The organism is Streptomyces sp. RLA012, from assembly GCF_056270325.1.
The window spans coordinates 1-25639 of sequence record NZ_JBWDPA010000001.1 but is presented as its reverse complement, the minus strand read 5'-3'; the positions used below and the strand labels follow the sequence as shown (position 1 = coordinate 25639).

Sequence of the window (25639 nt, the reverse complement as noted above, 5' to 3'; positions counted from 1 at the left end):
CGTGTCAGGTCTGCGGGGCGAGGTCTGCCAGGGGCTTGCCGGAGAGCCGGAAGACGGTCAGTTCCTTGCCCTGGACCGAGGGGATCTCCGCGCCGAGTGACCGGTAGAAGGCGGCGGTCGGCTCGTTGGTGACGCGCCCCCACCACTGCATGTGGCGGTAGCCGCGCTCGGCGCACAGGCCGGCCAGCGTGCTCAGCAGGGCGGTGTCGAAGCCCCGCCCGACCGCATCCTCCCGGACGTAGATGTCGTCGATGTGGATGGCGGTGCCGCGCCAGGTGCTGTAGACGAGGCACCACAGGGTGTAGCCGACGATCTCGCCGGTCTCGTCGTCGATTGCGAAGTGGGCGTAGGCCAGCGGTTCGGGGCCGAACAGGGCGCGGCGCAGTTCGTCCTCGTCGGTGCTGATCTGCGGTGTCGCCTCTTCGTTCTCGGCCATCCCGTGGACCATGGTGTGGAGCAGTGTGACGTCTTCGGCGGTAACTGGGCGAATCATGTCTGCCATCCCCTGACCCGTTTGATCCGTTCGGCTTGGGCATCGGTGCGGCCCGGTCGTGCTTCCCGGGCCCGGCCGGGTGGCCGGGCCCGGGCTGTCGCGGGACCGGGAGGCCGACGCCGAACCGTGGCGGCGGCTGCGGTGGCGGCGTCCAGCGGGATCCTGCGGGCCGAGGTTCGCACGCGTATGCAGATGCCATCCATCCGGCCGGGGCGGAACTGGTGGAATTCCCAGACTTTGCCGCGGAGGGCTTTCCGCGGGAGGCCCTGGAGGGTAAAGAGAGAGGTCGGCGGTGCGGTGGGCGGTACTCGCACCCGGGATGTCCTCGGATTCGGGCGGACGGGCGGGGACGTACATGTACCAATTTCCAGCGGGGAAAAGAAGACCCCGGAGACCTCCGTCCGGCATTCGCGGGGTTTTCCATTGTTTTCCCTACGACCTGTCGGGCGAGGTATCCAGCAGGTGTGCCCAGTGGCCAGAATGCGTTGTCTGGAGGCCAGCCCGACAGCCGCGGTGGCCGATAGAACGATTCAACGCGCAGAGAGGCAGCCATGATAGAGCCGGTACGGTTCGAGCTCAGCGCCCGCGACATTCCTGAGACCTGGTACAACATCGCCGCCGACCTCGACTATGTGGCGCCGGTGTTGAGCCCGGCGACCGGTAAGCCGGTCACTCGTGACGAGATGACCCGCACGATGCCGGAGGCGCTGGTCGACCAGGAACTGAGCAGGGAAGCCGAGTTCGAGATCCCTGAAGAGGTACGGCAGTTCTACGCCCGCTGGCGGCCGGCGCCGCTGCTGCGCGCCCGCGGCCTGGAGCAGGCCCTGGACACGCCGGCGCGGATCTACTTCAAGTACGAGGGTGTGGCGCCGACCGGCAGCTTCAAGCCGAACACCGCCATCCCGCAGGCCTACTACAACAAGCGGGCGGGCCGCACCGGCCTGATCGCCGAGACCGGCGCGGGACAGTGGGGCAGCGCGATCGCCTTCGCGGCGGCCCTGTTCGGCATGGACGCCAAGGTGTTCATGGTCAACGTGAGCTTCCAGCAGAAGCCGTACCGGCGGGCGCTGATGGAGACCTTCGGCGCGAGCTGCACGCCGAGCCCGAGCATGGAGACCGAGGCCGGGCGGGCGGTTCTCAAGGAGAACCCGGACCACCCCGGAAGCCTCGGCATCGCCAAGTCGGAGGCGCTGCAGGTCGCCTTCTCCGACCCGCGCTGGGGCTACACCCGCGGCAGCGCGCTCAACCACGTGTGCGCGCACCAGACCGTGATCGGCCAGGAGGCCATCCTGCAGATGGAGATGGCCGGGGACTACCCGGACATCGTGGTCGGCTGCGCCGGCGGCGGCAGCAACCTGGGCGGCCTCGCCTTCCCGTTCCTGCGTTCCCAGCTCCACGGCGGGCCCAGCGTCCGGCTGATCGCCGTCGAGCCGGCCGCCTGCCCGACGCTCACCCAGGGCCGGATCGCCTACGACTACTCGGACACCGCCGGGCTCACCTCGCTGACCCGCACCCACACGCTGGGCCACCAGTTCGTGCCGCCGTCCGTGCACGCCGGCGGTCTGCGGGCGCACAACATCGCCCCGCTGGTCAGCCGGGTCGTGGAGGAGGGGCTGATGGAGGCGGTCGCGGTGCGCCAGCGCGACTGCTTCGAGGCCGGTGTGCTGTTCGCCCGCACCGAGGGCATCGTGCCGGCCCCCGAGTCGACCCACGCGATCCGCGGCGCGATCAACGAGGCGATCCGGTGCCGTGAGGAGGGGGTGGGCCAGACCATCCTGTTCGGCCTGTCCGGTCACGGGAACTTCGACCTGAGTGCCTACGACCGCTATCTGGCCGGCTCCCTCGCCGACGACAGCATCGACCCCAGCGCCCTCGAACTGGGACTGGACAGCATTCCCAAGCTGGTGAACGGCTGACGCGGCGCGCCGCGCCGACAACCGTGAGCTCGACAGGCCGACAACCGTGAGCTCGACAGAAGGGACGGGTCGATCCCGTGAAGCGTCTCAGCGCCCTGCAGTTCGTGGCCCTGGGGGTCATCTGGGGTTCCAGTTACCCCCTGATCAAGGTCTCCGGTGAGGGGCTGAACCCGGGTCAGCTGGTGCTGGCCCGGCTGGTCCTCGGGTCGGTGATCCTGATCGCCATCGGTCTGGCGACCGGGGTCAGACTGCCCGCGTTCGGATTCGTCTGGGTGCACATCACCATCACGACCATCCTGGGCATGGTCGCCCCGTTCCTTCTCCTCGCCTGGGGCGAGCAGCACACCAGTGCCGCCATGGCCGGTGTGCTCACCGGCGCCACTCCGCTGCTGACGCTGGCGCTGGCCACCGTCCAGCTGCGCAGTGAGCGGGCGACGACGCGCCGCAGTGCCGGGCTTGCGCTCGGCTTCGCGGGAATCATCCTGGTCATCTCGCCGTGGAAGGGCGCGACGGGCACCGTGGGCGGTGAGCTGGCCTGTCTGGCGGTCGCCGGGATCTACGCCGCTCACGCGGTGTTCGTACGCAAGTTCCTGTCCGACCGGGGCATCCCCCCGATGGCCTCGGCCGGCGCCCAGACACTGGTCGCGATGGTCATCCAGGCGGCGCTGCTGCCGTTCCTGGGCTGGCGTACCCCGTCGTTCACCTGGTCGGTCTCCATCAGCATCGTGCTGCTGGGGGTGTTCGGCACCGGGCTGGCCTATGTGCTCTACAACCGGCTCATCGCCGACATCGGGGCGGTCGGCGCCTCCGCGGTCAACTACCTGGTCCCGTTCATCAGTCTGATCATCAGCGCGGTCTTCCTCGGCGAGACGATCAGCTGGAACGTGCCCATCGGCGGGGTGCTGATCGTGGTGAGCATCCTGATCGGCGAGAACCAGCTGCGGGCGGGGCGGTTGCGGTGGCGGCGGGGCCCGGCCGCCACCGGGCCCGAGCCGGTGCTCGCGACGGCCGTGGCGGGCGCGGGGCCGGCGACGGCCGCCGGGACCGTGGCAGCCGGGGCGGGCGCGGAGGCACGGCCCGCGGGCGAGGCCGGACGCGTCCCCTGACCGAGGGGGCGCGCGGCGTGCGGGGCCCGGGCGGGCAGCGGGGCCGGGTGTGTGCGCGAACCGGAGCATTCATCACCTCGGTGCCCCTTTTCGGAAGTATGGAGGTTGATGCTGATGTCACAGATGCCCGCACCCGATCCGGCCGCCCGCCGGATCCGGGTCGCCGTCCTGGCCGGCCGGCCGCTGCTCGTCGCGGCACTGCGCACCGTCATGGCCGGGGAGCCGCAGCTGGAGGCGGCCGGGGAGGCCGGCTCCCGCGCGCAGCTGCTGCGGCTGCTGGACACGGAGAAGCCGCAGGTCGTGCTGATCGACGACTCCGATCCCGGCTGGGAGACCGTCGACATCCTGCGTGCGGTCCTCGGCCACACCTCCCGCGCCACCCACCGGATCGCGGTGGTCGTGCTCATCGACCAGGGGGTGGACGACGCCGCCCTGGAGTACCTGTGGGCCGGGGCGGACGGTCTCGTGCTGCACGACGCGGCGCTGAGCGAGATCGCCGCCGCGATCCGGGCGGCCTCGGCCGGCCACGCCGTCCTTCCCCCGCCGCTCACCCGCCGGCTCGTGGACCTCCTGGTGCGGCGCGTCCCGGCGCAGGCCGCCCCGCCCAGGGTGTCGACCCTGACGTCACGGGAACGGGAGATCTTCGATCTGATAACGGCGGGCATGTCCAACAACGAGGTTGCCCGGGCCCTGGTGCTGAGCGAGAAGACCGTGAAATTCCACGTGTCCAATCTGCTGCGCAAGCTCGGTGTGCGCAATCGCGCCCAGGCCATTGTCTGGGCATGGGACCAAGGTGTTCTCTCCGGCCGGCAGAGCGGAGCCTTCTAACACCCGGAACACTTCTCGAACAACGTTGTCACAGGCCCCACCGGGGCGGTGTGGACCGGACATTCCTTTCCGGTCCGCACCGCCCCGGTGGGTTCTTTTGTTTTTCCTTCCGGTGACGACAGCAGTAATTCTTCCCAAACGCCTGTCGTGGATTGGCAAACCATTCTGCGAAATACAGGTCCAAGGAACGGGTACCAAACCCCGCCGCTGGTCCGAAGAAATTGTTAAGGCCCCGGCTGCACACTGTTCTTGACGGTTCATCCGGTCGGTGGACACAAAAACGTAGGTCCTCCGATGCTCGATCAATGGGGAGCTATGTCCAGATCGCTGGCAGGGGACGTCATAGCACGTGCGAAGCGGAACCCGGACACTCCGGCGCTGCTGTTCGGCGGCACGGGGGACCAGGTCGTCACCTATGCCGAACTGGCCGCGGCGGCGGACCGGATCGGCGCCGAGCTGGCCGAGCGGTATCCCGACACCCGCCGGCCGCTCGCGCTCCAGGCGGCGAAGTCGTCCGCGGCGATCGCCACCGTACTGGCCTGCATGCACGCCGGACGGCCGGTGCTGCTCGCCTCCACGGAGCTCGGCCCGCAGCTCCTGGCCGACCTGGTCGGGCGCAGCGGCTGCCAGGCCGTGCTGGGCGTCGCCGACGGCGCCCTGACGCACCGTCCGGCGCAGAGCGGCGCGGCGGCGGCCCCGGCACTGCCGCCGGACACCAGCCTGCTGCTCACCACCTCCGGTTCCACCGGCACACCCAAGCTGGTCCCGCTGAGCGGCGACGGCATCGACGCCTTCACCTCCTGGGCGGGGACCGCGTTCGCGCTCGGCACCGGGACGCGGGTGCTCAACTTCGCCCCGCTCAACTTCGACCTCACCCTGCTGGACATCTGGGCGACGCTGCGGCACGGCGGCATGGTCGTACCGGCGGACCAGGACCGGTGCGTCGACCCGGCGTATCTGCTCCGGCTGCTGACGGCCGCCCGGCCGCACGTCGTGCAGGCGGTGCCGATGTTCTTCCGCCTGCTGACCGAGGCGACCACCGACTGCGACTTCCCGGGCGTGCGCGACCTGCTGCTGACCGGTGACCACGTGCACCGGTCGGTGCGGGCCGGACTCGCCCACCTCTTCCCGGCGGCGCGGTTCCACAACGTGTACGGCTGCACCGAGACGAACGACAGCATGATCCACACCTTCGCCGCCGGCGAGGCGGCCGACCGGGACGTGCTGCCCCTGGGCAGCCCGCTGCCGGGCGTCCTGGTCGAGGTACTGGCCGGCGGCGAGGTCCTGCGGGGCGCCGGCACCGGCGAACTCCTCGTCTCCACCCCCTTCCAGAGCTCCGGGTATCTCGGCGAGACGGGAGCCAAGGACCGGTTCACCGTCCGCGGCGACCGTGCCTGGTACCGCACCGGCGATGTGGTCACCCGCTCCGCCGACGGTGAACTGGCCCTGGTGGGCCGTACCGACCTGCAGGTCAAGGTCCGCGGCATGCGGATCAACCCGGAGGAGGTCGAGCGGGTCCTGCAGAGCCACGCGGGCGTCGCCGAGGCGGCCGTGGTGGCCGTGCCGCACCCCGCCTCGGGAAACGCGCTGCACGCGTTCGTCCGGCGGAGCGACGACGCGGTGACCGGACTGCAGCTGCGCAGCTACTGCGCCGCCAAGGTCAACCGGGCGGCCATTCCCGCCGCCTTCCACCTGATGACCGACCCGCTGCCGATCGGACCCACCGGCAAGGTGAGCCGTCGCCTCCTCCTGGAGAAGATCGAATGACCGTCAAACACGACATCACCGCGTACATCGCGGCGGAGTATCTGCCCGGCACCCCCGCCTCGGAGCTGGACCCGTCCTACGACCTGCTGGCGAACGGGGTGATCAGCAGCCTGGACCTGCTGCGGCTGATCGGATGGCTCAGCGACCGGACCGGCATCCCGTTCGAGGACCTGGAGATCTCCCCGGAGGACTTCCGGTCCGTCTCGGCCATCGAGAAGGCCGTCCAGCGCTTCGCGGGCGCCACCGCCCCCGAATAGCCCCAGCCCCAGCCCCTCCCCCGAACCCCCGAACAACCCCCAGCCCCCGTGGCCCCGAGCAGCCCCCCACTCCCCGCCCTCTCCACCCAGAAGAAAGAAAAAGAACATGTTCATTCGTGAGAAGTCGCAGGTAACGCCGGTCGAATGGGGCAGCGGCCCGAGCCACCGGCTGCTGGTCGAGGCGGACAACATGGGCTTCGGCATCTGCCACACCGTCGTCCGGGCGGGTACGAAGTCGCGGCTGCAGTACCGGCGCCACCTGGAGGCCTGCTACTGCATCTCCGGCTCGGGCCGTGTCGAGGCCGCCGACGGCAGCCTTGAGCAGGACCTGTACCCCGGTGTGCTGTATGCCCTCGACGACCACGACGCCCACTTCCTGATCGCCTCCCCCGACGAGGACCTGGAACTGGTCAGCGTCTTCAACCCGCCGCTGCAGGGCAACGAGAGCCACTCACTCAGCCAGGACGCCTTCTCCCAGTACTGAGGATCGGAAGTCCCCCGTCATGATTCGCTGGAGCGAGGAACAGCAGGAACTGCGTGAGGCGATCGGCGCCGTCGCCGCGAAGCTCGGCGCCGACCACCTCGAACACGACCGGACCGGCATCTTCGACCGGGACGGCTGGCAGCGGCTCAAGGACGTCGGCCTGTTCGCCCTGCCGTTCGACCCACAGCACGGGGGGCTCGGCAAGGACCTGCTGACCACCGTCCACGTGCTGGAACAGCTCGGCTACGGCTGCCAGGACTCCGGGCTGAACTTCTCGGTGTCCACCCACATGGTGAGCACCGGTGTCCCGCTCCAGCGATTCGGCTCCTCGTCGCTGAAGGCCCGCTACCTGCCGGAGATCTGTGCCGGCACGATGATCGGCGCACACGCCATCACCGAACCCTCCGGCGGTTCGGACGTGATGGGGATGCACACCACCGCCGTCCTGGAGGGCGACGACTTCGTCCTCAACGGAAGCAAGGCGTTCATCAGCAACGGCTCCATCGCCGACCTGCTCGTCGTCTACGCCCGTACCGGCGCACCGGGGGATCTCGCCGGGATCACCGTCTTCCTGGTGCGCCGGGACTCACCCGGACTGTCGGTCGGCAATCCCATCGCGAAGATGGGACTGCGCACCTCGCCGCTGGCCGAGGTCTTCCTGGACGACGTCCGGGTGCCCCGGGACCATGTGATCGGCGGCCGGGGCGCCGGGTTCCTCATCCTCGACCACGTCATGAAGTGGGAGATCCTGTGCGGCTTCGGGATCATCGTCGGGGAGATGCGCCGGCGGCTGGAGCGGTGCGTGGAGTACGCCCGCACCCGTACCCAGTTCGGGGCGGCCATCGGCTCGAACCAGTCGGTCGCCAACATGATCGTCGAGATGCGGATCGACCTGGAGACCTCGCACAAGTGGATCTACGACACCGCCGAGAAACTGCAGTCCAAGACCGATGTCTCCGCTGACGTCGCGATGACCAAGCTGGTGGTGAGCGAGGCCAACGTGCGCTCCGCGCTCAACGCGATCCAGGTCTTCGGCGGTTACGGCTACGTCAGCGAGTACGGGGTCGAGAAGGACCTGCGGGACGCCGTCGGCGGGCGGATCTACTCCGGCACCTCGGAGATCCAGCGCCAGCGCCTGGCCACCCTGATGGGCCTGAACCGTCCGCCCAAGCTCGCCTAGGACCTGGAAGGAATCCCGAGAAACATGGCAGACAACACCGGTGTCGCCGAGCGCGCGGCCAACTCCGCCGCCCCGGCCACACTGGCCGCGACCGAGTTCCTGGACCACGACTCGCCGGCCGTCCGCGCGTTCGTCGACAAGACCCTCGCCCGCGCGGCCGAGGCCGGCACCGCCACCGACACGGACACCGAGAAGGCCATCGCCCTCTACTACGCCGTCCGCGACGGCATCAGCTACGAGGTGTACGGCGCGGACCTGACCCGGTACGGCCTGAGCGCGACCGGCGTGCTGGAGAAGGGCTTCGGGTTCTGCGTCCACAAGTCCATCCTGTACGCGGCCGCCCTGCGTGCCGTGGGCATCCCGAGCCGGGTCTACTACGGCGATGTGCGCAACCACCTCGCCTCACCGCGGCTGCGGGAGCTGGTCGGCGGAGACGTCTTCCGCTTCCACAGCCTGACGGTGGTCAACCTCGACGACGCCTGGGTGAAGGCGACCCCGGTCTTCAACAAACTGCTCTGCCGGCTCTACAAGATCAAGCCGCTGGACTTCGACGGCCGGACCGACAGCCTGTACCACCCGTTCGACGAGACGGGCCGCCAGCACATGGAGTTCATCCACGAACACGGCTCCTTCGACGACGTCCCCTACGACCTGGTGGTCGGCGGGATCCGGCAGGCGCACCCGCAGCTGTTCGCCAGTGCCCACACCACCGTCTCCGGCTCGCTGGCGGGCGAGGCCGCCGGCGCCACGGCCTGAGACGGCCCGAGACGGCGTCCGGTGCGGCCCGCCCCACCCCCCTTCCGGGCGGGCCGCGCCGGACGGCCCACCGCACGACAGCACCCGCACCCACACCCGCATCCACCCCGCATACACGCACCCGCAGAAACGGAGGCCGCTGTGCCGACAGTGGCGCAGGACCTCGGCGACCTCGCCGGATACGCCGAGTACGCCGACTGGTCGCACACGCTGCACCGCAGCCACCCCGGAGGGCATCTGGTCCTGCCGGGCGCCTATCTGAAGTGGTACGACATCCGCGGTGCGCAGCAGGACGCGACGCCCGGGGTGAGCGACGAGGCGCGGGCGTTCCTGCGCGCCGAGGAGGCGGCCGAACGGCTGGTGTTCGGACGCGAGTTCGGCTATGTGCTGCTGCACCGCTGCGGCGACAACTACTTCATGCAGGTCTGCGTCTGGCGGGACCGCAACGAGCTGGTCCAGGCGATCTACGCCCGCACCGGTGGTGACGGCTTCCGTCCCTACGAGCAGGAGCCCGGCCTCCAGCTCGCCACCCAGGACGTCGTCGAGCTCGATGTGACCGGGCACGAGCGCCGTGCCTGGTCACGCTATCTGCGCTCGGCGCGGGACACCGCCGCGAAGCGGGCCTACCTCGACGACTTCGACACCGAACGCCCGGTCGGCTGACCCGGCGGACATGATGCGTCCGGTCACCGTGGACAACGACGTCCCGGTGACCGGTCCCCCGCCGGCCCCACGGGAGCGGTGGCGCCTTCGCGTACCCGCCGCGGGGCTCACCGTGCCGCAGGGTTCACCGTGACGGGGCCCGCGGACTGCCGGACGGCGGCGGCAAGGACGTACGGAAACTCTAGTGAACTCCCGGTCCGGCGGGGGCGAGCATGGAACGCCGGAGCACATGTACCGGGCCTCGCCGGGTCCCGTGCGCCGTGCCGTCCCGGGCGGCGTGCCGGCCGGCGCCGTCCTCCCCCGCCCGCACGCGGTGTGCGCCGGGGCCGCCTGGAGGAACGCTCCCCGAACACATCCCCGCACTGGAGTGTCATGACCGGCAACTACCTCAGCCTCACCGTCGTCCTGTCGCTCGGCCTGCTCGGCTCGGCCTGGGCCAAACTCGCCCGGCGGGAAGGGACGGTCGCCGGTCTGCGCGCGGTCGGTGTGCCGGACGGCTGGCTGCCCCGGCTGGCCCTGCTGGAGATCGCCGGAGCCGTCGGTCTGTGCGCGGGCTTCGCCTTCCGCCCGCTGGGCATCGCGGCCGCGGGGGGTGTGGTGCTGTATTTCGCCGGAGCGCTGGTCTTCCACGGGCGCGCCGGGGACTACAAGGGGACGCCGGCTCCGGCGGCCCTGCTGGTGGCCGCCGTGATCGCGGGACTTCTCGCGGCCGGCACCGCCTGAGACGACTGCGAAAGAACTGCGGAAGAACTGCGAAAGACAGGAAGCGCCGTGTCCACTGCCCCGGTCACCGACCCCGGCTCCCCCCTGCGTCTCACCGGCGAGATCCGGTCCGACCGTCCGCTGCTCGTGGCGGCCGTGGAGGAGGAGGCGGCCCGCCTGGACGGCCGCCTGCCCGTCCTGATCACCGGGATGGGGAAGGTCAACGCGACGGCGGCCCTCGCCCTCACCCTGTCCCGGGGCGAGCTGCCCTGCGAGATCGTCAACCTGGGCACGGCCGGGGCGCTGAAGGAGAACCTGCTGGGTGTCCACGAGGTCTCCCGGGTCCTCCAGCACGATCTCGACACGGCCCTCCTGCACCGGATCAGCGGCCGTGTCTACGGCGCTCCCCTCACCGTGGCCGCGGGCGGCGGCCCGACCCTGGCGACCGGGGACACCTTCGTCACGGACTCGGCCGTCCGTGAGCGGCTCGCCCGCGAGGCCGACCTCGTCGACATGGAGGGCTACGCCGTCGCGGCCGTGGCACGGCACTTCGGTGTTCCCGTACGGCTCGTCAAGTTCGTGAGCGACCAGGCCGACGAGAGCGCCCGCACCACCTGGCCCGAGGCCGTGGACCACGCCGCCGTGGTCCTCGCCGCCTGGGTCGAGGACCACGTCGCCCCGCATCGCGCACCCCTGCGTGCGCGGGCGTCCGCGGCCCGCCCGCGTACCTCCGTCCCTTCCACCGTCCACCCGCTGCCCGCGCCCCAGGCCTCGTAGGGCCTCACCGCCGGCAGCCGCCGCATCCACAGGGAGCGCTGTGTCTCATCGCCTGTTCACCTCGGAGTCCGTGACCGAGGGCCACCCCGACAAGATCGCTGACCAGATCAGCGACACCATTCTCGACGCGCTGCTGGCCGAGGACCCGACGTCCCGGGTCGCCGTGGAGACGCTGATCACGACCGGCCTGGTGCACGTGGCCGGCGAGGTCACCACCAAGGCCTACGTGCCGATCGCCCAGCTCGTCCGCAACAAGATCCTGGAGATCGGCTACGACTCCTCCGTGAAGGGCTTCGACGGCCTGTCGTGCGGCGTGTCGGTGTCGATCGGCTCGCAGTCCCCGGACATCGCCCAGGGTGTCGACTCGGCGTACGAGAACCGCGGCCAGAACGCCGCCGCGGACGGCAAGGGCGACGACCTGGACCAGCAGGGCGCCGGTGACCAGGGCCTGATGTTCGGTTACGCGACGGACGAGACACCGGAGTTGATGCCGCTGCCGATCTCGCTGGCGCACCGGCTGTCCCACCGGCTGTCGAAGGTCCGCAAGAACGGGACGGTTCCCTACCTGCGGCCCGACGGCAAGACGCAGGTCACCATCGAGTACGACGGCGACCAGGCGGTCCGCCTGGACACGGTGGTCGTCTCCTCCCAGCACGCCTCGGACATCGACCTGAACTCCCTGCTGGCCCCCGACATCCGCGAGTTCGTGGTGGAGCCGGAGCTCAGGGCCCTCCTGGACGACGGCATCAAGCTGGAGACCGAGGGCTACCGCCTGCTGGTCAACCCGACCGGCCGCTTCGAGATCGGCGGCCCGATGGGCGACGCGGGCCTGACCGGCCGCAAGATCATCATCGACACGTACGGCGGCATGGCCCGTCACGGCGGCGGCGCCTTCTCCGGCAAAGACCCCTCCAAGGTCGACCGTTCGGCGGCGTACGCGATGCGCTGGGTCGCCAAGAACGTCGTCGCCGCAGGTCTCGCCACCCGCTGCGAGGTCCAGGTCGCCTACGCCATCGGCAAGGCCCAGCCGGTCGGCCTGTTCGTGGAGACCTTCGGCACCGCCACGGTCGACGCCGAGAAGATCGAGAGCGCCATCACCGAGGTCTTCGACCTGCGCCCGGCGGCCATCATCCGCGACCTCGACCTGCTGCGCCCGATCTACGCCCAGACCGCCGCCTACGGCCACTTCGGCCGCAAGGGGGAGGACTTCACCTGGGAGCGCACCGACCGCGTCGACGCCCTGCGCGCGGCCGTCGGCCTCTAGGCCCTGCCTGTCTGCGTCTGTCTGCGTCTGTCTGCGTCTGTCTGCGGGTTCCGGCCCCGCGTACGAGAGGCCCGGCATCCCCTGGGGGGGTGCCGGGCCTCGGTGGTGCGGTCGGGCGCGGCCGCGGGGGCCGGGCGGCCGTGGAAGGGAGTCAGCCCTGGGGCGCGTACGCGTGCAGGCGTTTGGTCCACTCCGGTGTGCCGAGCGCCTGCGCGATCTCGCGCGGGACGCTGAAGTGCACGTCGCGGCTGCCGTCGGGCACGGGCGTGGGAGTGACCAGGAGTGTCCACGGGACGGTGCTGGCGGGGTATTCGAACCAGAACGGCCGGCCCGCGCCGAGGTCGATCTCGTAGACGGGCAGCCGGCTGACGTTGTTCAGCGCGACGGTCCCCTCGAAGGCGTCCAGGCCCATGCGGCTCAGGACCCGGTCGGCGCGGCGGGCGCGGCGCTGGGCCTCCAGGAAGGCGACCTCGTCGCGCACACGGTCCACGGTGACGCTGCTGAGGGCCTCGCGCACGGCCGCGACGGTCTCCGGGAGGGGAGCGCCGCGCAGGTCTCCCGCCGGCAGCGCCGGGGTGACGTTCGTGACGGCGTTGCCCCAGTACCCCTCGGGGAGCCTCTCGCGCAGTACGGAGCGCAGGCCCACGACCATCCCGAGCCGTTCGATGCTGTGGTCGGGCCGCGCCCGCAGTTCGGCGAGCACCTTCCACAGGTGGGCGCTCAGCGCGTCACCGGTGGAGATCCGCAGACCCCGGCCGGCGAGCCCGGCGAGGGCGTGCTCCTTGAGTGCGCGCACCTCGTCGGCGGCGAAGCGCAGGGTGAGGGTGCGCACGTGGCGCGAGCGGGCGTTGACGCGCCAGATGAAGCCGAACTTCTGCCGTCCGGGCACCAGGACGTACTGGCTGCTGTGGGCCTCGGCCCCGGGTGCGGCGCCGAGGCCCACACCGTCCAGGAGGGCGCGTGTGTAGGGTGCCGCGCGGTGCTGAAGGCCGTGGTGGACGCCGGACCAGTGCCGGAGGAAGTCGAGATAGCCCGAGCCGTCGACGACGCTGTGGTTGATCGCGACACCGAGGACCGAACCGCCGCCCCGCATGTGGGTGATCCGCACGGTCAGCAGCGGCGTGTCGTGCCCGACGATCCAAAAGGGGTTGACCTGGTGGATGTAGGAGGACAGGTCCGGCTTGGCCGACCGGTCGGGTCCGTACTCGGGCATCGGCAGGTCGCTGTGGCTCTCGGTGAACGGGACGCCCGCGTCGTTGCAGACCACGCTGAGCCCGCGGTCGGCGTCCCGCACCAGCCGTCCGGTCAGCAGCGGATAGTGCGCCAGGGTCGCGGCGAGGGACGCCCGGAGGGCCGCGGCGTCCAGGTCCTGCCGGTAGTAGAAGGTGCGCAGGGTCGAGAACGTTCCGGTCATGAGGTCGTAGACACCCAGCCGGACCCGCTCACCGGTCGCCCCGCCGGCCCGCACGGTGACGGTGTGACGGGAGGTGCGGGGGGAAGCTGAGCGGAGGTTCATGTGTCTCACTCACATCGGCCGACGGCACGGGGCAGTTGCGCGGACACTCCCAGCGTTGCGTGTGCAAGACGAGGAAATCCCTAGAGGACCGGCTTCCGGGACGGCACGGCGCGAGGTCACCGCCGGGGCCCGGGCGGCGCGGACCGGACCGGGCGCGGGCCCGGGCGGCCTTGGCCGGGAGTGCTTTTGGTGAATCCCCAGACTTGTCCGGCAGCGCTGGGCACACCCGTGCGCCACATGCTGGGCTGGGCATCCCGACCGGCAGATCCGGGCGCGGGGACCCACTCGCACTTCCTGCCGCCGAGGCAACGGCTCCCGTTCCCGCCGGCAGACACAGGAGGCCACCAGCCGATGGGCAATGACAAGAAAGAGATCCTCGACCTGGTACGCGAGTACCACCGCAACGGCGCGGCATCGGGGTTCGTCCCCGGTGTCACGCCCGTCCTGGCCTCCGGTGCCGTCCTCGACGAGGAGGACCGTGTCGCGCTGGTCGAGGCGGCCCTGGACCTGCGGATCGCGGCGGGGCCCAGTTCCCGCAAGCTGGAGCGCGCGCTGGCCAAGTACTTCGGTCTGCGCAAGGCGCATCTGACGAACTCCGGCTCGTCGGCGAACCTGCTGGCGCTCAGCGCGCTCACCTCGCCCCAGCTGGAGGACAGCCGTCTCGTGCCCGGCGACGAGGTCGTCACCGTGGCGGCCGGTTTCCCCACGACCGTCAACCCGATCATCCAGAACGGTCTCGTGCCGGTCTTCACCGACATCGAGATCGGCACCTACAACCCGACGCCGGAGCGGATCGAGCAGGCGATCGGCCCCCGGACGCGGGCGATCATGGTGGCGCACGCGCTCGGCAACCCGTACGCGGTCGAGGAGATCGCGCAGATCGCCGAGGACCGCGGCCTGTTCCTCATCGAGGACAACTGCGACGCGCTGGGCAGCACCTACAAGGGCCGCAAGACCGGTACGTTCGGTGATCTGGCGACCGAGAGCTTCTACCCGGCCCACCACATCACGATGGGCGAGGGCGGTGTGGTCGTCACCGACAACCTGGCGCTGGCCCGGATCGTGGAGTCCATGCGCGACTGGGGCCGTGACTGCTGGTGCGAGCCCGGCGAGGACAACCGCTGCTTCAAGCGGTTCGAGCAGCAGATGGGGACGCTGCCGGCCGGCTACGACCACAAGTACATCTTCTCCCACGTGGGCTACAACCTGAAGTCGACCGATGTGCAGGCGGCGCTCGGTCTGCAGCAGCTCTCGCACATCGAGGAGTTCGGCCGGGCCAGGCGCCACAACTGGGCGCGGCTGCGGGAGGGCCTGGACGGTCTGCCGCACCTGATGCTGCCGCAGGCGACGCCGGGCAGCGATCCCAGCTGGTTCGGCTTCGCGATCACCGTCAGCCCGGGCGCCCCGTTCGCGCCGCACGCGCTCATCGACCACCTGGAGTACAGCAAGGTGGCCACCCGCCGCTTCTTCGCGGGCAACCTCACCCGCCACCCGGCCTACGCGGAGCGGGAGTTCAGGGTCAGCGGTCCGCTGACCAACAGCGACATCACCACCGAGCGCACGTTCTGGATCGGTGTCTACCCGGGTCTCACGGACGAGATGATCGACCACAGCATCGCGACGGTGAGCGAGTTCGTCACCCTGCCCCACTGAACCCTGTGGGCCCCGCCGAATCCGGTGGCCCCGCTGAGCCCTGTGGGGCCGCATGCGTCCGTCCGCCCGCACCGGATCGTGCGGACGGACGGCTTCTGCGTTGCGGCGGCGCGACGGGCGCGCGCGGGGCGCCCGTCCCGGCCGGTCAGGCGGACAGCGGACGCGACGGGCGCGCCGCGGCCCAGGTCTGCAGAAGGTCGGCGGCCCGCGCCGCGCCGCCGGCCTCGCGGACGGCCGTACGCATCCGCCGCAGGCTCCCGGGGGTGCGGGGGTCGCTCAGCAGCCCGGTCACGGTGTCCGCGAGGACGCCGGCACCGAGACCCGCCCGGGACACCCCGCGGCCGACGCCGCACTCCTGAAGCCGCTGTGCGCTGAGGTCGAGTTCGTGGGCGCGCGGGATCGCCACCACGGGCACGGCGAAGTACAGGGCCTCCATGAGGCTGCCCATGCCGGCGTGGCAGACGAGGACGTCGGCGTGCGGCAGCACGGCCGGATGGGGCAGCCACTCGTGGACCTCGACGTGCGCCGGCAGCGGCCCCAGCTGTGCGCGGTCGGCGCCGCGCCCGAGCGTCATGACGACGTGCCAGGCGGCGGGGTCGAACGCCTCCGCGCAGATGCGGAAGAAGCCGCCGCGGTCGCCGGACTCGGTGCCCAGCGACACCAGCGCGGTACGGCGGCCGTCCGCCGGCGGTGACCAGAGGCCGGGGTCCGCCTCGGTGACCGTGGGGCCCACGAACGCGTAGCGGTCGCCGAAGGTGTCGCCCTCGACCTGGAAGGCCCGGGGCAGGAAGACGAGGTTGTGCTCGTCCCACTCCGCGCCGTAGCGGCCCATCTCCTCCAGGCCGATGCCGTGTTCGCCCATGAACTCGATGACGACGCCCGCGCCCTTGCGCATGACGGGGTCCTGCGGGTCCCACATCTGGGCGCGCAGGGAGAAGACCTCGTTCGCCGCGTGACTCGGGGCGAACTGGACCGGCACCGCGTCCAGGAGCCGGGCGGTCACCCGTGCGGCGGCCACGGTCTCGAAGTCGTACAGCACGAGGTCCGGGGCGTCCGCGGTGAGGGCGGACAGCGCCGCGGGGAAGACGGTGTGGATGGTGTCCACCAGCAACTCGTAGCCGTCATGGGCCAGTTGGGCGGGGCTCGGGTCGGCGGCACGGTAGAAGTCACCGCGCGCGGAGGTGTAGGTGACGGCGCGGGCGCCCGCTTCCTCGACCAGTGCGGCGAACCGCTCGTCCACGACGTAGGTCACGCGGTGGCCGCGTGCGATGAGCTCGCGGGCGACGCCGAGGCTCGGAGCGACGTGCCCGAAGTCCGCGAAGGGCAGGACGGCGCAGTGCAGCGGGCGCGCTTCGGTGCGGTAGGGCATCGGCTGTTCCTTCGGTACGGCGGTGGCCCCCGGCTGTGCGCTCGCGGCGGCACCGGGGGCAGGGGCGGGCCCGCCCGGGAGGCGGCTCAGCGTGTGCCGCGCAGCGCCGCGTAGTGGGCGAGGCAGTCCTCGTAGCGCGGCAGCAGGCCCCTCTCCCGGGCGGCGGCCACGGAGACGGCGGAGGAGTCCTTGGCCGACATCAGCGGGGTCTCCGACAGGCCCCACGGCAGGTCCAGCTCGGCGTCGAAGGGGTCGATGTCGACCTGGGTGCCGGGGACGAACTCCGTGGAGCACAGGTAGGAGACGCAGGTGTCGTCGGTGAGGGCGAGGAAGCCGTGCACGAGTCCTTCGGCCACGAAGAGGGTGTCGCCCGACTCGGCGTTCAGCCAGTTCACCTCGTGCACGCCGAAGGTGGGCGAGCCGAGCCGCAGGTCGACGACGATGTCGAGGACCGCGCCCCGTACGACGCAGACGACCTTCGCCTGGCCCGGCGGCAGCAGGGTGCCGTGCAGCCCGCGCAGGGTGCTCCTGCGGGAGACCGAGTAGTTCACCTGCGCCACGGGCACCGGCCGGCCGATCTCCTCGGCCAGTCTGTCGTGGCGGAACGACTCGTAGAAGTTGCCCCGCACGTCGCCGATCTTGTGCGGCGTGATGTGGAAAGCGTCCGGCACAGCCGTCTCTCGAACCTTCATGGTGGCAGCACGATATGGCGCGCCGTTCGAGGACCGGTCAAGGGCCGTACGGGGGCCGGTCGGGTCGAACCGTTCTGGAGGGGGTCTCGATCGCGGGGTGCCACAGTGGCTGCCTGGAGCCGCGGCACCCGGTGCTGCGGCGCACCAGGACGACACACGGGTGGGGGACACCCGGCCCGGGAGGAGAGCGGCATGGCGCTGGTCGGTAGGCAGGACAGCCCGGACGGCCGGACGGACCGTCCGGCCGGGTGATCGTCCTCGGCGCTACCGGATTCGTCGGCCGGCACGCGGGCGCGGCCCTCCAGGCGGCCGGTCACGAGGTGCTCGCCGTCGCACGGCAGGCCGCCAAGACGCCGGCCGCGTGGCGCTTTCACCCGATGGATCTGGTCAAGGACGGGCCGGGCGCGCTGACGGAGCTGATCGACGCGGAGCACCCGGTGGCCGTCGTCAACGCGGCCGGGGTGGCCTGGTCGTCGTCCCCGGGCGTCATGCGGCAGGGCAACCAGCTGCTGGTGGACCAGCTGCTGGCGGCGCTCGACGCCGCCTCCTGGCAGCCGCGCCTGGTGCAGCTGGGCTCCGTGCACGAGTACGCGCCGCAGCCCGCGGGGGTGGACCTCGCCGAGGACTCCCCCACTCTCCCGGTGACGGACTACGGACAGTCGAAGCTGCTCGGCAGCCAGGCGATCCTGAAGGCCGCCGGCGAGGGCCGCACGAACGCGGTGGTGCTGCGGCTGTCGAACGTGATCGGCGCCGGGACCCCGCCCAGCAGCCTGCTGGGCCGCGTGGCGCAGCAGCTGCTCGCCCCGGCCGCCCCGGGCGGGCCCGTCACGGTGCAGTTGTCCCCGCTGCGCAGCAGCCGGGACTTCGTCGACGCCAAGGACGCCTCCGAGGCGATCGTGGCCGCGACGCGGACACCGCGGGCGCGCGGCCGGGTGCTGAACATCGGCAGCGGCACGTCGCAGCATGTGCGGGTGATGGTCGACCTTCTGATCGCGGCGAGCGGCCGCAGGGTGCGGCTGGTCGAGGACACGGGCGGTACCGTCCGGCCCGCCGCGGACGCGGACTGGATGCGTGTGGACGTCACCGCGGCGCGTGAACTGCTCGGCTGGTCGCCCCGCCGCAGCCCCGAGGAGACCGTACGGGACCTGTGGAACGCGGCGGCGGCGGGCAGCGGCGGCTGAGCCGCCCGGCGTGCGGCGGCCGGCCGCGTCCGCAGGCCCTGCCCGGCAGGACCGGCAGGACCGGCAGGACCGGCAGGACCGGCAGGACCGGCAGGACCGGCAGGACCGGCAGGAGCGAGGTCAGCCCGGCAGCAGGCTGAGGTCGGCGGCGCTGACGCGGTCGGTGAGCACGTGCTGGCGGATCTGCTGCAGCCCCGGGGAGGGGTCCAGGCCCAGTTCGTCACGGAGCAGCTCGCGCAGCCGCTGGTAGACGTTGAGGGCCTCGCTGCGGCGGCCGCAGCGCTGGAGCGCGATGATGAGGCCGCCCTGGAACCACTCGTGCATCGGATGGGTGCTGGCCAGTTCCTTGAGCTCGGCGACGAGTTCGCGGTGCAGGCCGAGCCCGAGCCCCGCGCTGATGCGCAGCTCCAGGGCGTGCATGTGGAGCTCCTCCAGGCGCAGCGCGTACGCCTGGAGGTAGGGGCCCTGGGTGACGTCGGCGAACGGCCGGCCGGCCCACCACGCCAGTGCGGCGGTGATCCGGTCGGTGGCCGCGCGGGCGTCGCCGTCCTCGAGTGCCGCCCGCGCCTGGGCCGTGAGCCGTTCGAACTCCTCGGCGTCGCAGCCGCCGGGGGCCACCCGCAGCATGTAGCCGGTGGCCCTGGTGACGAGCGGTCCCGTGCCGGCGGCCGTCTCGCCGTCGCTCTGCAGGAACTTGCGCAGCTGGTAGACGTAGGTCTGGACGGTGGCCGTGGCGCTGCGCGGGGGGTTGTGGTCCCACAGTTCGGCCACGATGGTGGACAGCGGCACCAGGGTGTTGCGCCGGGCCAGCAGCAGGGCCAGCACCTGGCGGACCTTGGGGGCGGTGGGGGTCGCGGGCCGCCCGTCCAGGGTCACCTCCAGCACCCCGAGGGTGCGCCAGGTCATCATGCGGGGATCCCGGTCGCGGCCTCCGCGGCCTGGGAGGTGTTCTGCACGGGCCGGGGGATGTCCTGTGCGGGCCGGGCGGCGGCCGGCGGCGTGCTGCGGCCCGGGAGCCCCCACCAGTCGCGGTGCTCGCGGTACCAGGCGACGGTCTCGGCGAGGCCTTCGGCGAAGTCCTTCTGCGGCTTGTAGCCCAGCTCGGTGTGGGCCTTGTTCCAGTCGACGGAGTAGCGGCGGTCGTGGCCCTTGCGGTCGGTGACGTACTCGACCTGGTCCCAGGAGACGCCGCACGCCTCCAGCAGCAGGCCGGTGAGCTCGCGGTTGTTGAGCTCGGTGCCGCCGCCGATGTTGTAGATCTCGCCGGGGCGGCCCTGGGTGCGGACCAGTTCGATGCCCTGGACGTGGTCGTCGATGTGCAGCCAGTCGCGCACGTTCATCCCGTCGCCGTACAGCGGGACCTTCTCGCCCTCCAGGAGGCGGGTGACGAAGAGCGGGATGATCTTCTCGGGGTACTGGTGGTGCCCGTAGTTGTTGGAGCAGCGGGTCACCCGGACGTCCATGCCGTGGGAGCGGTGGTAGACCAGCGCGAGCAGGTCGCTGGACGCCTTCGAGGCGGCGTAGGGCGAGTTGGGGTTCACGGACTGCTCCTCGGAGCAGGAGCCGGACGCTATGGATCCGTAGACCTCGTCGGTGGAGACGTGCACGAAGGTCCTGATGCCGTGCTGCAGCGCGGCGTCCAGGAGCACCTGGGTGCCCATGACGTTGGTGCGGACGAACTCGGCGGAGCTGGACAGCGACCGGTCGACGTGCGACTCGGCCGCGAAGTGGACGACCTCGTCGTGCTCGGCCATGAGGCGGCCGACGACCACCGGGTCGCAGATGTCGCCGACGACGAGCCGGAAGCGGGGCGAGTGGCGGACCTCGTCGAGGCTGGCGGGGTTGGCGGCGTAGGTGAAGGCGTCCAGCACGGTCACCGACACGTCGTCGGGGCCGAGGGGGCCGAGGAGGGTGCGGACGTAGTGGGAGCCGATGAAGCCGGCACCGCCGGTCACCAGGATGCGTGTCTGACTCATCGGGATTGCGGCGCCCGATACCCCGGCGGGGTCGTGGTGGGCGCCGTCCTCCTTCCTCGTGTGTGCGATGTGGTGCAGGGGTCCGGCCGGTGTGCCGGTGTGTGCGGAGTGCTTTCAGCGGTCCGCGAGCAGGCGCTCCATGTGCGCGACCAGGGCGTAGGGGCTGGGCATGGCGGCGGACTCGTCCCGCAGCCGTCGTGCGGCGGCCGCGAACGCCGGCTCCTCCAGGAGCAGGCGGGTGTCGGCGAGGACCTGGCCGGCGTCGACGTCGCTGTGGTGGACGAAGATCCCGGCGCCGGCCTTTTCCAGCGAGCGTCCGCGCAGTTCCTGGTCGGCGACGTTCGTCGACAGGGCGAGTTGCGGGACACCGTTGACGAGGGCGGTGGCGAAGGAACCCCAGCCGCCGTGGTGGATGACGGCGCTGCAGGTGGGCAGCAGGGTCTTCAGGGCGATTCCGCTGACCGCGCGCACGTTGGGGGGCAGGTCTCCGAGCTGTTCGGCCTGTTCGGGCATGAGTGCGGCGACGACGTCGATGTCGAGTGTGCCGAGGGCGCACAGGATGTCGTCCACGGGTACGTAGTCGCCGCCGTAGGCCTCGGTGTTGGTGCGGCCGAGCGTGACGCAGACCCGGGGCAGCTTGGGCTCCTCGCGCAGCCAGTCCCACTGCACGGCGGCGCCGTTGTAGGGGATGTACCGCATCGACAGCTGGTGCAGGGGGCTCGGCGGGCGCAGGCTCGGGGGCAGGGTGTCGATGGTGAACTGGCCGCTCAGGAGTTCCTCGTCGCAGGCCACGCCGTAGGTGCGGGCGCGGTCGTCGATCCACTCGGCGAGCGGGTCGACGCGCTCGGACTCGGGGACGGTGCGGGCGAGTTCGACGAAGGTGCGCCGCGCCTGCCCGTAGACGTCGGCGGACCACAGCAGGCGGGCGTGGGCCGCGCCCGAGGCGCGTGCGGCGACCGCTCCGGCGTAGGCGAGGGGGTCGCGGATGACGAGGTCGGGCCGCCAGTCACGGGCGAGGGCCACCATGTCGTCCATGACGGGCTCGTTGTAACGGGCGAAGCCCCAGGGCACGCTGATCTCGTAGCGCTCACGCAGGGTGGGCCAGTCGACCTGGCCGGGGCCCAGCCGGCTCCAGTTGGCGACGTCGGCGTCCTGGGAGTCGCGGGAGTCCGCCATGTCGGCGTGCAGGGCGTGGTCGCTGCCCACGGGGGCGGCCACCAGGCCCGCTCCGGTCACGACCGGGGTCATCGACGGGGAACCGGCCATCAGTACGTCATGACCGGCCGTCACAAAGGCCCAGGCCAGCGGCACCATGGTGTACAGGTGAGACTTCTCCGACAGGCCGGCGAACAGAACGCGCATGGCATCCTCTCGTTCGGGGGAGGTCTGCGGCCGAGCCGCGCGGTCGTTTCACTCGTCCCGGAGGGTGATGGCACCCAGCGGGCAGGAGTCATGGGCTTCGCGGATCGCCTCGTGGTGGCCGCTTCCCGGGCGTTCGATCAGGAGCAGGGCCCGGCCGTCCTCCTCGTCCTGGTCGAAGACCTCGGGCGCGATCAGCACGCACTGGCCCGCTCCCATGCACTTGTCGTGGTCGATCGCGATGTCCATGACGGGCCTTCTGTCGTGGGCGGTACGGTGCGTACCCCGCTGCCGGGGCGCGTGCCCCATCTTGGGCCGGGTACGGGCCCGCCCGGATCCCCCGCCGCCGCTGTCTGGGATTTCCTCCAGAGATTCGGCCCGCCGACGTGCCTTCGCCCGGGCCTGCGGCGGGCGGTACTCGGTGAATCCCTAGACTGCGCCGCCGTCTCTGGCCCGCCGTGCGCGCCCCGTGCTGGAGTGGCGCGACAGCCGGGCCCCGACGGGGTGCCGGTCCCAGGCAGTGGGTCGCGGGCCGCGGTCGCGGCCGGGCCGCACGAAAGGGGAATCACTGGTGGCGGAGCAAGGGACCCCCGACGTTCCCGACGCGTCGCGGAAGACGGCGGATCCGGCGGATCCGCCGGTCTCCGCCGCGCCGGGGCCCGGCCTCGGCAAGGCTCCGACGGTGGAGCCGGACGGCGGGGCGACACTGCTCGCCTGGGCCGCGCGGATGCGGGAGACCTGCCCGGTGTGGCAGGACGGGACGGGCAACGTGCACGTCTTCCGGCACGCGGACGTCCAGCGTGTCCTCGCCGACCCGGCGACCTTCTCCTCCGACACCGTGGGCCGTCTCTCGGGCGGTGAACGGCAGGCTCCGCGCGGCACCCTGCTGCTGCTGGACCCGCCGCTGCACGGCAAGATGCGCCGCCTGGTCAGCCGCGCCTTCACACCGGGACTGATCTCCGGTCTCGAACCGTGGATCACCGACCTGACCGCCGAACTGCTGGACGCGGTCGACTCCGACCGCTTCGACCTGGTGGACACGCTCGCCAACCCGCTGCCGGTCACGGTCATCGCGCGGATGCTCGGCGTGCCGACGGCCGACCGGGACCGGTTCCAGGGCTGGGCGGACCAGCTGCTGTCGACGGACCCGGAGGACCCCGAGAGCGTCCGGCACATGGAGGAGACCGGCCGCACCATCGCGGCGTACCTGCAGAACTTCATCGACGACCGGCGCAGGGAGCCGCAAGACGACCTGCTGGGCACCCTGGTGCGCGCGGAACTCGACGACGAGCACCTCGACGACGAGGACATCGCGAGCTTCGCCACCCTGCTGCTGCTCGCCGGGCACATCACCACCTCGGTGCTGCTGGGCAACACGCTGATGTGCCTGGACCAGGATCCGGAGCTGTTCGACCGGGTCCGTGAGGACCGGTCGCTGGTGCCCGCCGTGATCGAGGAGACCCTGCGGCTGCGTCCGCCGTTCACCCGGATCGAGCGGGTCACCACGGCCGCCGCCGAACTCGCCGGAACGAGCCTCGCCCCCAACACGCTCGTGCACCTGTGGCTGCTGTCGGCCAACCTCGACGAGCAGGTCTTCGAGGACGCGGCCGCCCTCCGCCCGGATCGCACCAACGCCCGCCAGGCGGCCTTCGGCCACGGCATCCACTACTGCATCGGGGCGCCGCTGGCGCGTCTGGAGGGGCGGGTCGCCCTGAACGCGCTCCTCGACCGGTTCGCGCGGATCGAGGTCGACCCGGACGCCCGGCTGACCTACCACGGCACCAACGTCTTCGGCGCGCGGAACCTGCCCCTGGTCGTCAAGCGCGCCTGACTCCCCCCAGCCAACAGCCCTCGCCCCACGGCACCCACGGCGCCGCCGGCACACCAACGGAGTGATCATGAAGACCAGGCCCGACGCACCCGTGATCCCTACGGACCGCGGCAAGTGCCCCTTCGACCCGCCCGCGGCGTACGCCCGGCTGCGCGAGGAGACCCCGGTCAGCCCCCTCACCTTCCAGGTCGCCCCGAAGGACCCGACGGGCTGGCTGGTCACCCGGCACGACCTGGTGCGGCAGATCCTGGCCGACAACCGCTTCAGCCACCGCAACGAGCTGCTCGCCCATGTGGTCGCGCCGCCGTTCCCGATGACCGAGTTCGCGCCGCAGCCCTCCCCGCCCGGTTCGTTCGCGAAGACGGACGCGCCCGAGCACTCCAAGTACCGCCGTCTGCTGGCCGGGCACTTCACCGTCCGCCGTATCCAGCACTTCGAGCCCGAGCTGGCCCGCATCATCGACCAGGTCCTCGACGAGATGGAGGCCAAGGGCTCGTCGGCCGACCTGGTGACGGACTTCGCCGAGGTCATCAGCGTCCGCTCGGTGTGCGCCCTGATGGGTGTCTCCGCCGAGCTGATGGCGGAGGTCTCGGAGCACTTCGCGACGATGATGAAACTGACGTACACCCTCGAAGAGTTCATCCACTGCATCGAGTCGCTGGACGCGGCGGTGCGGCCCATGGTCCGCGAGCGGCTGGCGGAGCAGGGCGACGACTTCTTCGGACAGCTGGCGGCCACCGGGGAACTCACCGAGGAGGAGCTGGTCAACCTCTCCGTCCTCACCCTGGGCGGCTCCCTCGACACGACGCCCAACATGCTGTGCCTGAGCACGTTCGCGCTGCTGGAGCAGCCCGAGCAGCTGGCCCTGCTGCGCAGCCGCCCGGAACTGTACGAGGCGGGCGCCGTCGACGAGCTGATGCGCTATCTGACGATCTCGCAGCTGGGGTCGAGCCGCTGCGCGCTGGAGGACGTCGAGATCGGCGGCGTCACCGTCAAGGCCGGGCAGACCGTCGTGCTGGCGCTGCCCGCCGCCAACCGCGACCCCGCGGTCTTCGACGCCCCCGACTCCCTCGACGTCACCCGTATCCCGCGCAAGCACCTGGCGCTCGGCTTCGGCGCACACCAGTGCCTGGGCCAGCACCTGGCCCGCGCCACCCTCAGGACCGGTCTGCGCAAGCTGTTCGAGCGGTTCCCGAAGCTGCGCCTTGCGGTGCCCGCGGACGAGGTGCCGCTGCGCGACCGTGCCGTGCACTACGGGGTCGACCGGCTGCCCGTCGCCTGGAACTGACCCGCCGCAAGGAGCAGTCCGCCCACTGCCCGTCGTCCCGCCGCCGGCCGTCCGCCCCGGCCCCGGGACGGCGGGCTGAGCGCTCTGTGCAAGGACGCGGGAACGAGTGACCTGCGCGCCACCACGCACCCCTGCCTCTGCCCCTGCCCCTGACCCTGGGCCAATGCCTGAACAACCGGCGTCGACGCCCAGGGACAGGGGCAGGGGCAGGGTTCTGTCCGTTACGGCTGGTCCAGCTGCCGGCTGATGAAGTCGAACAGCTCCTCGTCCGTGGCATCGTCCAGCTGGTCGGCCACGGACACCCCCGCCTCCGGGTCGAACTCCGCGCTCTCGACCTCCGCGAGGAGCGTCCTGAGCCGCGTCTTGAGGAGGGTCCTGATGTCACGGTCGGGCCCGCCCTGCATGATCTTCGCGACCGTGTTCTCGACCTCCGCCAGCAGCACCGCGGCGGACTCCTGACCGTCCCCGAAGAGCTCATCGGCCAGGTGGCGGGCGAGGTCGGCGGGCGTGGGGTGGTCGAACACGAGCGTGGTCGCCAGCCGCAGGCCGGTGTCGCTGTTCAGCCGGTCGCGCAGTTCAAC

At 71.4% G+C, this 25639-nt stretch carries 25 protein-coding genes; 16 read left to right on the top strand and 9 right to left on the bottom strand.

Going from position 1 to position 25639, the window contains the following annotated elements; all coding sequences use genetic code 11:
• Window positions 1–4: 4 nt before the first annotated feature.
• The gene (locus RV986_RS00125) at window positions 5–493 is read right to left on the bottom strand and encodes an N-acetyltransferase family protein (protein ID WP_475915417.1); all 489 of its coding nucleotides are present in this window, start codon (window positions 491–493) and stop codon (window positions 5–7) included.
• A gap of 551 nt (window positions 494–1044) precedes the next feature.
• Here RV986_RS00125 and RV986_RS00120 point away from each other — a divergent pair.
• From RV986_RS00120 to metK, 12 genes are all read left to right on the top strand, one after another.
• The gene (locus RV986_RS00120; RefSeq protein ID WP_475915416.1) at window positions 1045–2409 is read left to right on the top strand and encodes a TrpB-like pyridoxal phosphate-dependent enzyme; all 1365 of its coding nucleotides are present in this window, start codon (window positions 1045–1047) and stop codon (window positions 2407–2409) included.
• Between the two features lie 77 nt (window positions 2410–2486).
• Window positions 2487–3515, top strand: a complete 1029-nt coding sequence (locus tag RV986_RS00115) for a DMT family transporter (RefSeq protein ID WP_475915415.1) — start codon at window positions 2487–2489, stop codon at window positions 3513–3515.
• A gap of 114 nt (window positions 3516–3629) precedes the next feature.
• Window positions 3630–4343 carry a LuxR C-terminal-related transcriptional regulator gene (locus tag RV986_RS00110; protein ID WP_475915414.1) on the top strand — a complete coding sequence of 238 codons (714 nt, stop codon included), beginning with the start codon at window positions 3630–3632 and terminating at the stop codon, window positions 4341–4343.
• 315 nt (window positions 4344–4658) lie between these two features.
• The gene (locus tag RV986_RS00105; RefSeq protein ID WP_475915413.1) at window positions 4659–6110 is read left to right on the top strand and encodes an AMP-binding protein; all 1452 of its coding nucleotides are present in this window, start codon (window positions 4659–4661) and stop codon (window positions 6108–6110) included.
• Complete coding sequence (locus RV986_RS00100) at window positions 6107–6367, top strand: acyl carrier protein (protein WP_475915412.1); 261 nt, start codon at window positions 6107–6109, stop codon at window positions 6365–6367. The genes RV986_RS00105 and RV986_RS00100 overlap by 4 nt, the downstream gene beginning before the upstream one ends.
• Window positions 6368–6473: 106 nt before the next feature.
• Window positions 6474–6851 (top strand): ectoine synthase, encoded by a 378-nt coding sequence (locus RV986_RS00095; RefSeq protein ID WP_475915411.1) that lies wholly within the window; start codon window positions 6474–6476, stop codon window positions 6849–6851.
• 19 nt (window positions 6852–6870) lie between these two features.
• A complete protein-coding gene (locus RV986_RS00090; RefSeq protein WP_475915410.1) occupies window positions 6871–8031 on the top strand; it encodes an acyl-CoA dehydrogenase family protein in 1161 nt (386 codons plus the stop codon).
• Between the two features lie 24 nt (window positions 8032–8055).
• Complete coding sequence (locus RV986_RS00085; protein ID WP_475915409.1) at window positions 8056–8787, top strand: transglutaminase-like domain-containing protein; 732 nt, start codon at window positions 8056–8058, stop codon at window positions 8785–8787.
• Between the two features lie 141 nt (window positions 8788–8928).
• Window positions 8929–9450, top strand: coding sequence for a hypothetical protein (locus RV986_RS00080; protein WP_475915408.1), 522 nt, complete (start codon window positions 8929–8931; stop codon window positions 9448–9450).
• Window positions 9451–9822: 372 nt separating this feature from the next.
• Window positions 9823–10173: a DoxX family protein gene (locus tag RV986_RS00075; protein ID WP_475915407.1), complete on the top strand. Its 351-nt coding sequence runs from the start codon at window positions 9823–9825 to the stop codon at window positions 10171–10173.
• A 48-nt stretch (window positions 10174–10221) separates the two neighbouring features.
• The gene (locus RV986_RS00070; RefSeq protein ID WP_475915406.1) at window positions 10222–10929 is read left to right on the top strand and encodes a nucleosidase; all 708 of its coding nucleotides are present in this window, start codon (window positions 10222–10224) and stop codon (window positions 10927–10929) included.
• Window positions 10930–10969: 40 nt separating this feature from the next.
• The gene (gene metK / locus RV986_RS00065) at window positions 10970–12193 is read left to right on the top strand and encodes a methionine adenosyltransferase (protein WP_475915405.1); all 1224 of its coding nucleotides are present in this window, start codon (window positions 10970–10972) and stop codon (window positions 12191–12193) included.
• Between the two features lie 151 nt (window positions 12194–12344).
• On the opposite strand, the gene RV986_RS00060 is transcribed toward metK, so the two are convergent.
• Window positions 12345–13709, bottom strand: a complete 1365-nt coding sequence (locus RV986_RS00060) for an acyltransferase (RefSeq protein WP_475915404.1) — start codon at window positions 13707–13709, stop codon at window positions 12345–12347.
• A 351-nt stretch (window positions 13710–14060) separates the two neighbouring features.
• Here RV986_RS00060 and rfbH point away from each other — a divergent pair, with 351 nt between their 5' ends.
• Window positions 14061–15362, top strand: coding sequence for a lipopolysaccharide biosynthesis protein RfbH (gene rfbH, locus RV986_RS00055; RefSeq protein ID WP_475915403.1), 1302 nt, complete (start codon window positions 14061–14063; stop codon window positions 15360–15362).
• 145 nt (window positions 15363–15507) lie between these two features.
• Here rfbH and RV986_RS00050 read toward each other — a convergent pair whose 3' ends face one another.
• Both RV986_RS00050 and RV986_RS00045 read right to left on the bottom strand, forming a co-directional pair.
• Complete coding sequence (locus tag RV986_RS00050) at window positions 15508–16731, bottom strand: macrolide family glycosyltransferase (protein ID WP_475915402.1); 1224 nt, start codon at window positions 16729–16731, stop codon at window positions 15508–15510.
• An 86-nt stretch (window positions 16732–16817) separates the two neighbouring features.
• Window positions 16818–17423 carry a dTDP-4-dehydrorhamnose 3,5-epimerase family protein gene (locus tag RV986_RS00045; protein WP_475915401.1) on the bottom strand — a complete coding sequence of 202 codons (606 nt, stop codon included), beginning with the start codon at window positions 17421–17423 and terminating at the stop codon, window positions 16818–16820.
• Window positions 17424–17671: 248 nt separating this feature from the next.
• Here RV986_RS00045 and RV986_RS00040 point away from each other — a divergent pair, with 248 nt between their 5' ends.
• The gene (locus RV986_RS00040; protein WP_475915400.1) at window positions 17672–18604 is read left to right on the top strand and encodes an NAD-dependent epimerase/dehydratase family protein; all 933 of its coding nucleotides are present in this window, start codon (window positions 17672–17674) and stop codon (window positions 18602–18604) included.
• A 120-nt stretch (window positions 18605–18724) separates the two neighbouring features.
• Here the strand turns inward: RV986_RS00040 and RV986_RS00035 are convergent, their stop codons facing one another.
• The 4 genes from RV986_RS00035 to RV986_RS00020 form a co-directional block, all read right to left on the bottom strand.
• On the bottom strand, window positions 18725–19513 hold the full coding sequence (locus RV986_RS00035; protein WP_475915399.1) for an AfsR/SARP family transcriptional regulator: 789 nt from the start codon (window positions 19511–19513) through the stop codon (window positions 18725–18727).
• The gene (gene rfbB, locus RV986_RS00030) at window positions 19510–20580 is read right to left on the bottom strand and encodes a dTDP-glucose 4,6-dehydratase (protein ID WP_475915398.1); all 1071 of its coding nucleotides are present in this window, start codon (window positions 20578–20580) and stop codon (window positions 19510–19512) included. The genes RV986_RS00035 and rfbB overlap by 4 nt, the downstream gene beginning before the upstream one ends.
• Window positions 20581–20694: 114 nt before the next feature.
• Window positions 20695–21942 (bottom strand): activator-dependent family glycosyltransferase, encoded by a 1248-nt coding sequence (locus tag RV986_RS00025; RefSeq protein WP_475915397.1) that lies wholly within the window; start codon window positions 21940–21942, stop codon window positions 20695–20697.
• A gap of 48 nt (window positions 21943–21990) precedes the next feature.
• Window positions 21991–22188: a ferredoxin gene (locus RV986_RS00020; protein ID WP_475915396.1), complete on the bottom strand. Its 198-nt coding sequence runs from the start codon at window positions 22186–22188 to the stop codon at window positions 21991–21993.
• Window positions 22189–22510: 322 nt separating this feature from the next.
• Between RV986_RS00020 and RV986_RS00015 the strand changes: the two genes are divergently transcribed.
• A complete protein-coding gene (locus RV986_RS00015; protein ID WP_475915395.1) occupies window positions 22511–23770 on the top strand; it encodes a cytochrome P450 in 1260 nt (419 codons plus the stop codon).
• A gap of 67 nt (window positions 23771–23837) precedes the next feature.
• Window positions 23838–25058, top strand: a complete 1221-nt coding sequence (locus RV986_RS00010) for a cytochrome P450 (RefSeq protein ID WP_475915394.1) — start codon at window positions 23838–23840, stop codon at window positions 25056–25058.
• 221 nt (window positions 25059–25279) lie between these two features.
• Here the strand turns inward: RV986_RS00010 and RV986_RS00005 are convergent.
• On the bottom strand, window positions 25280–25639 hold a 360-nt coding region (locus tag RV986_RS00005), incomplete at its 5' end, for an acyl carrier protein (protein ID WP_475915393.1).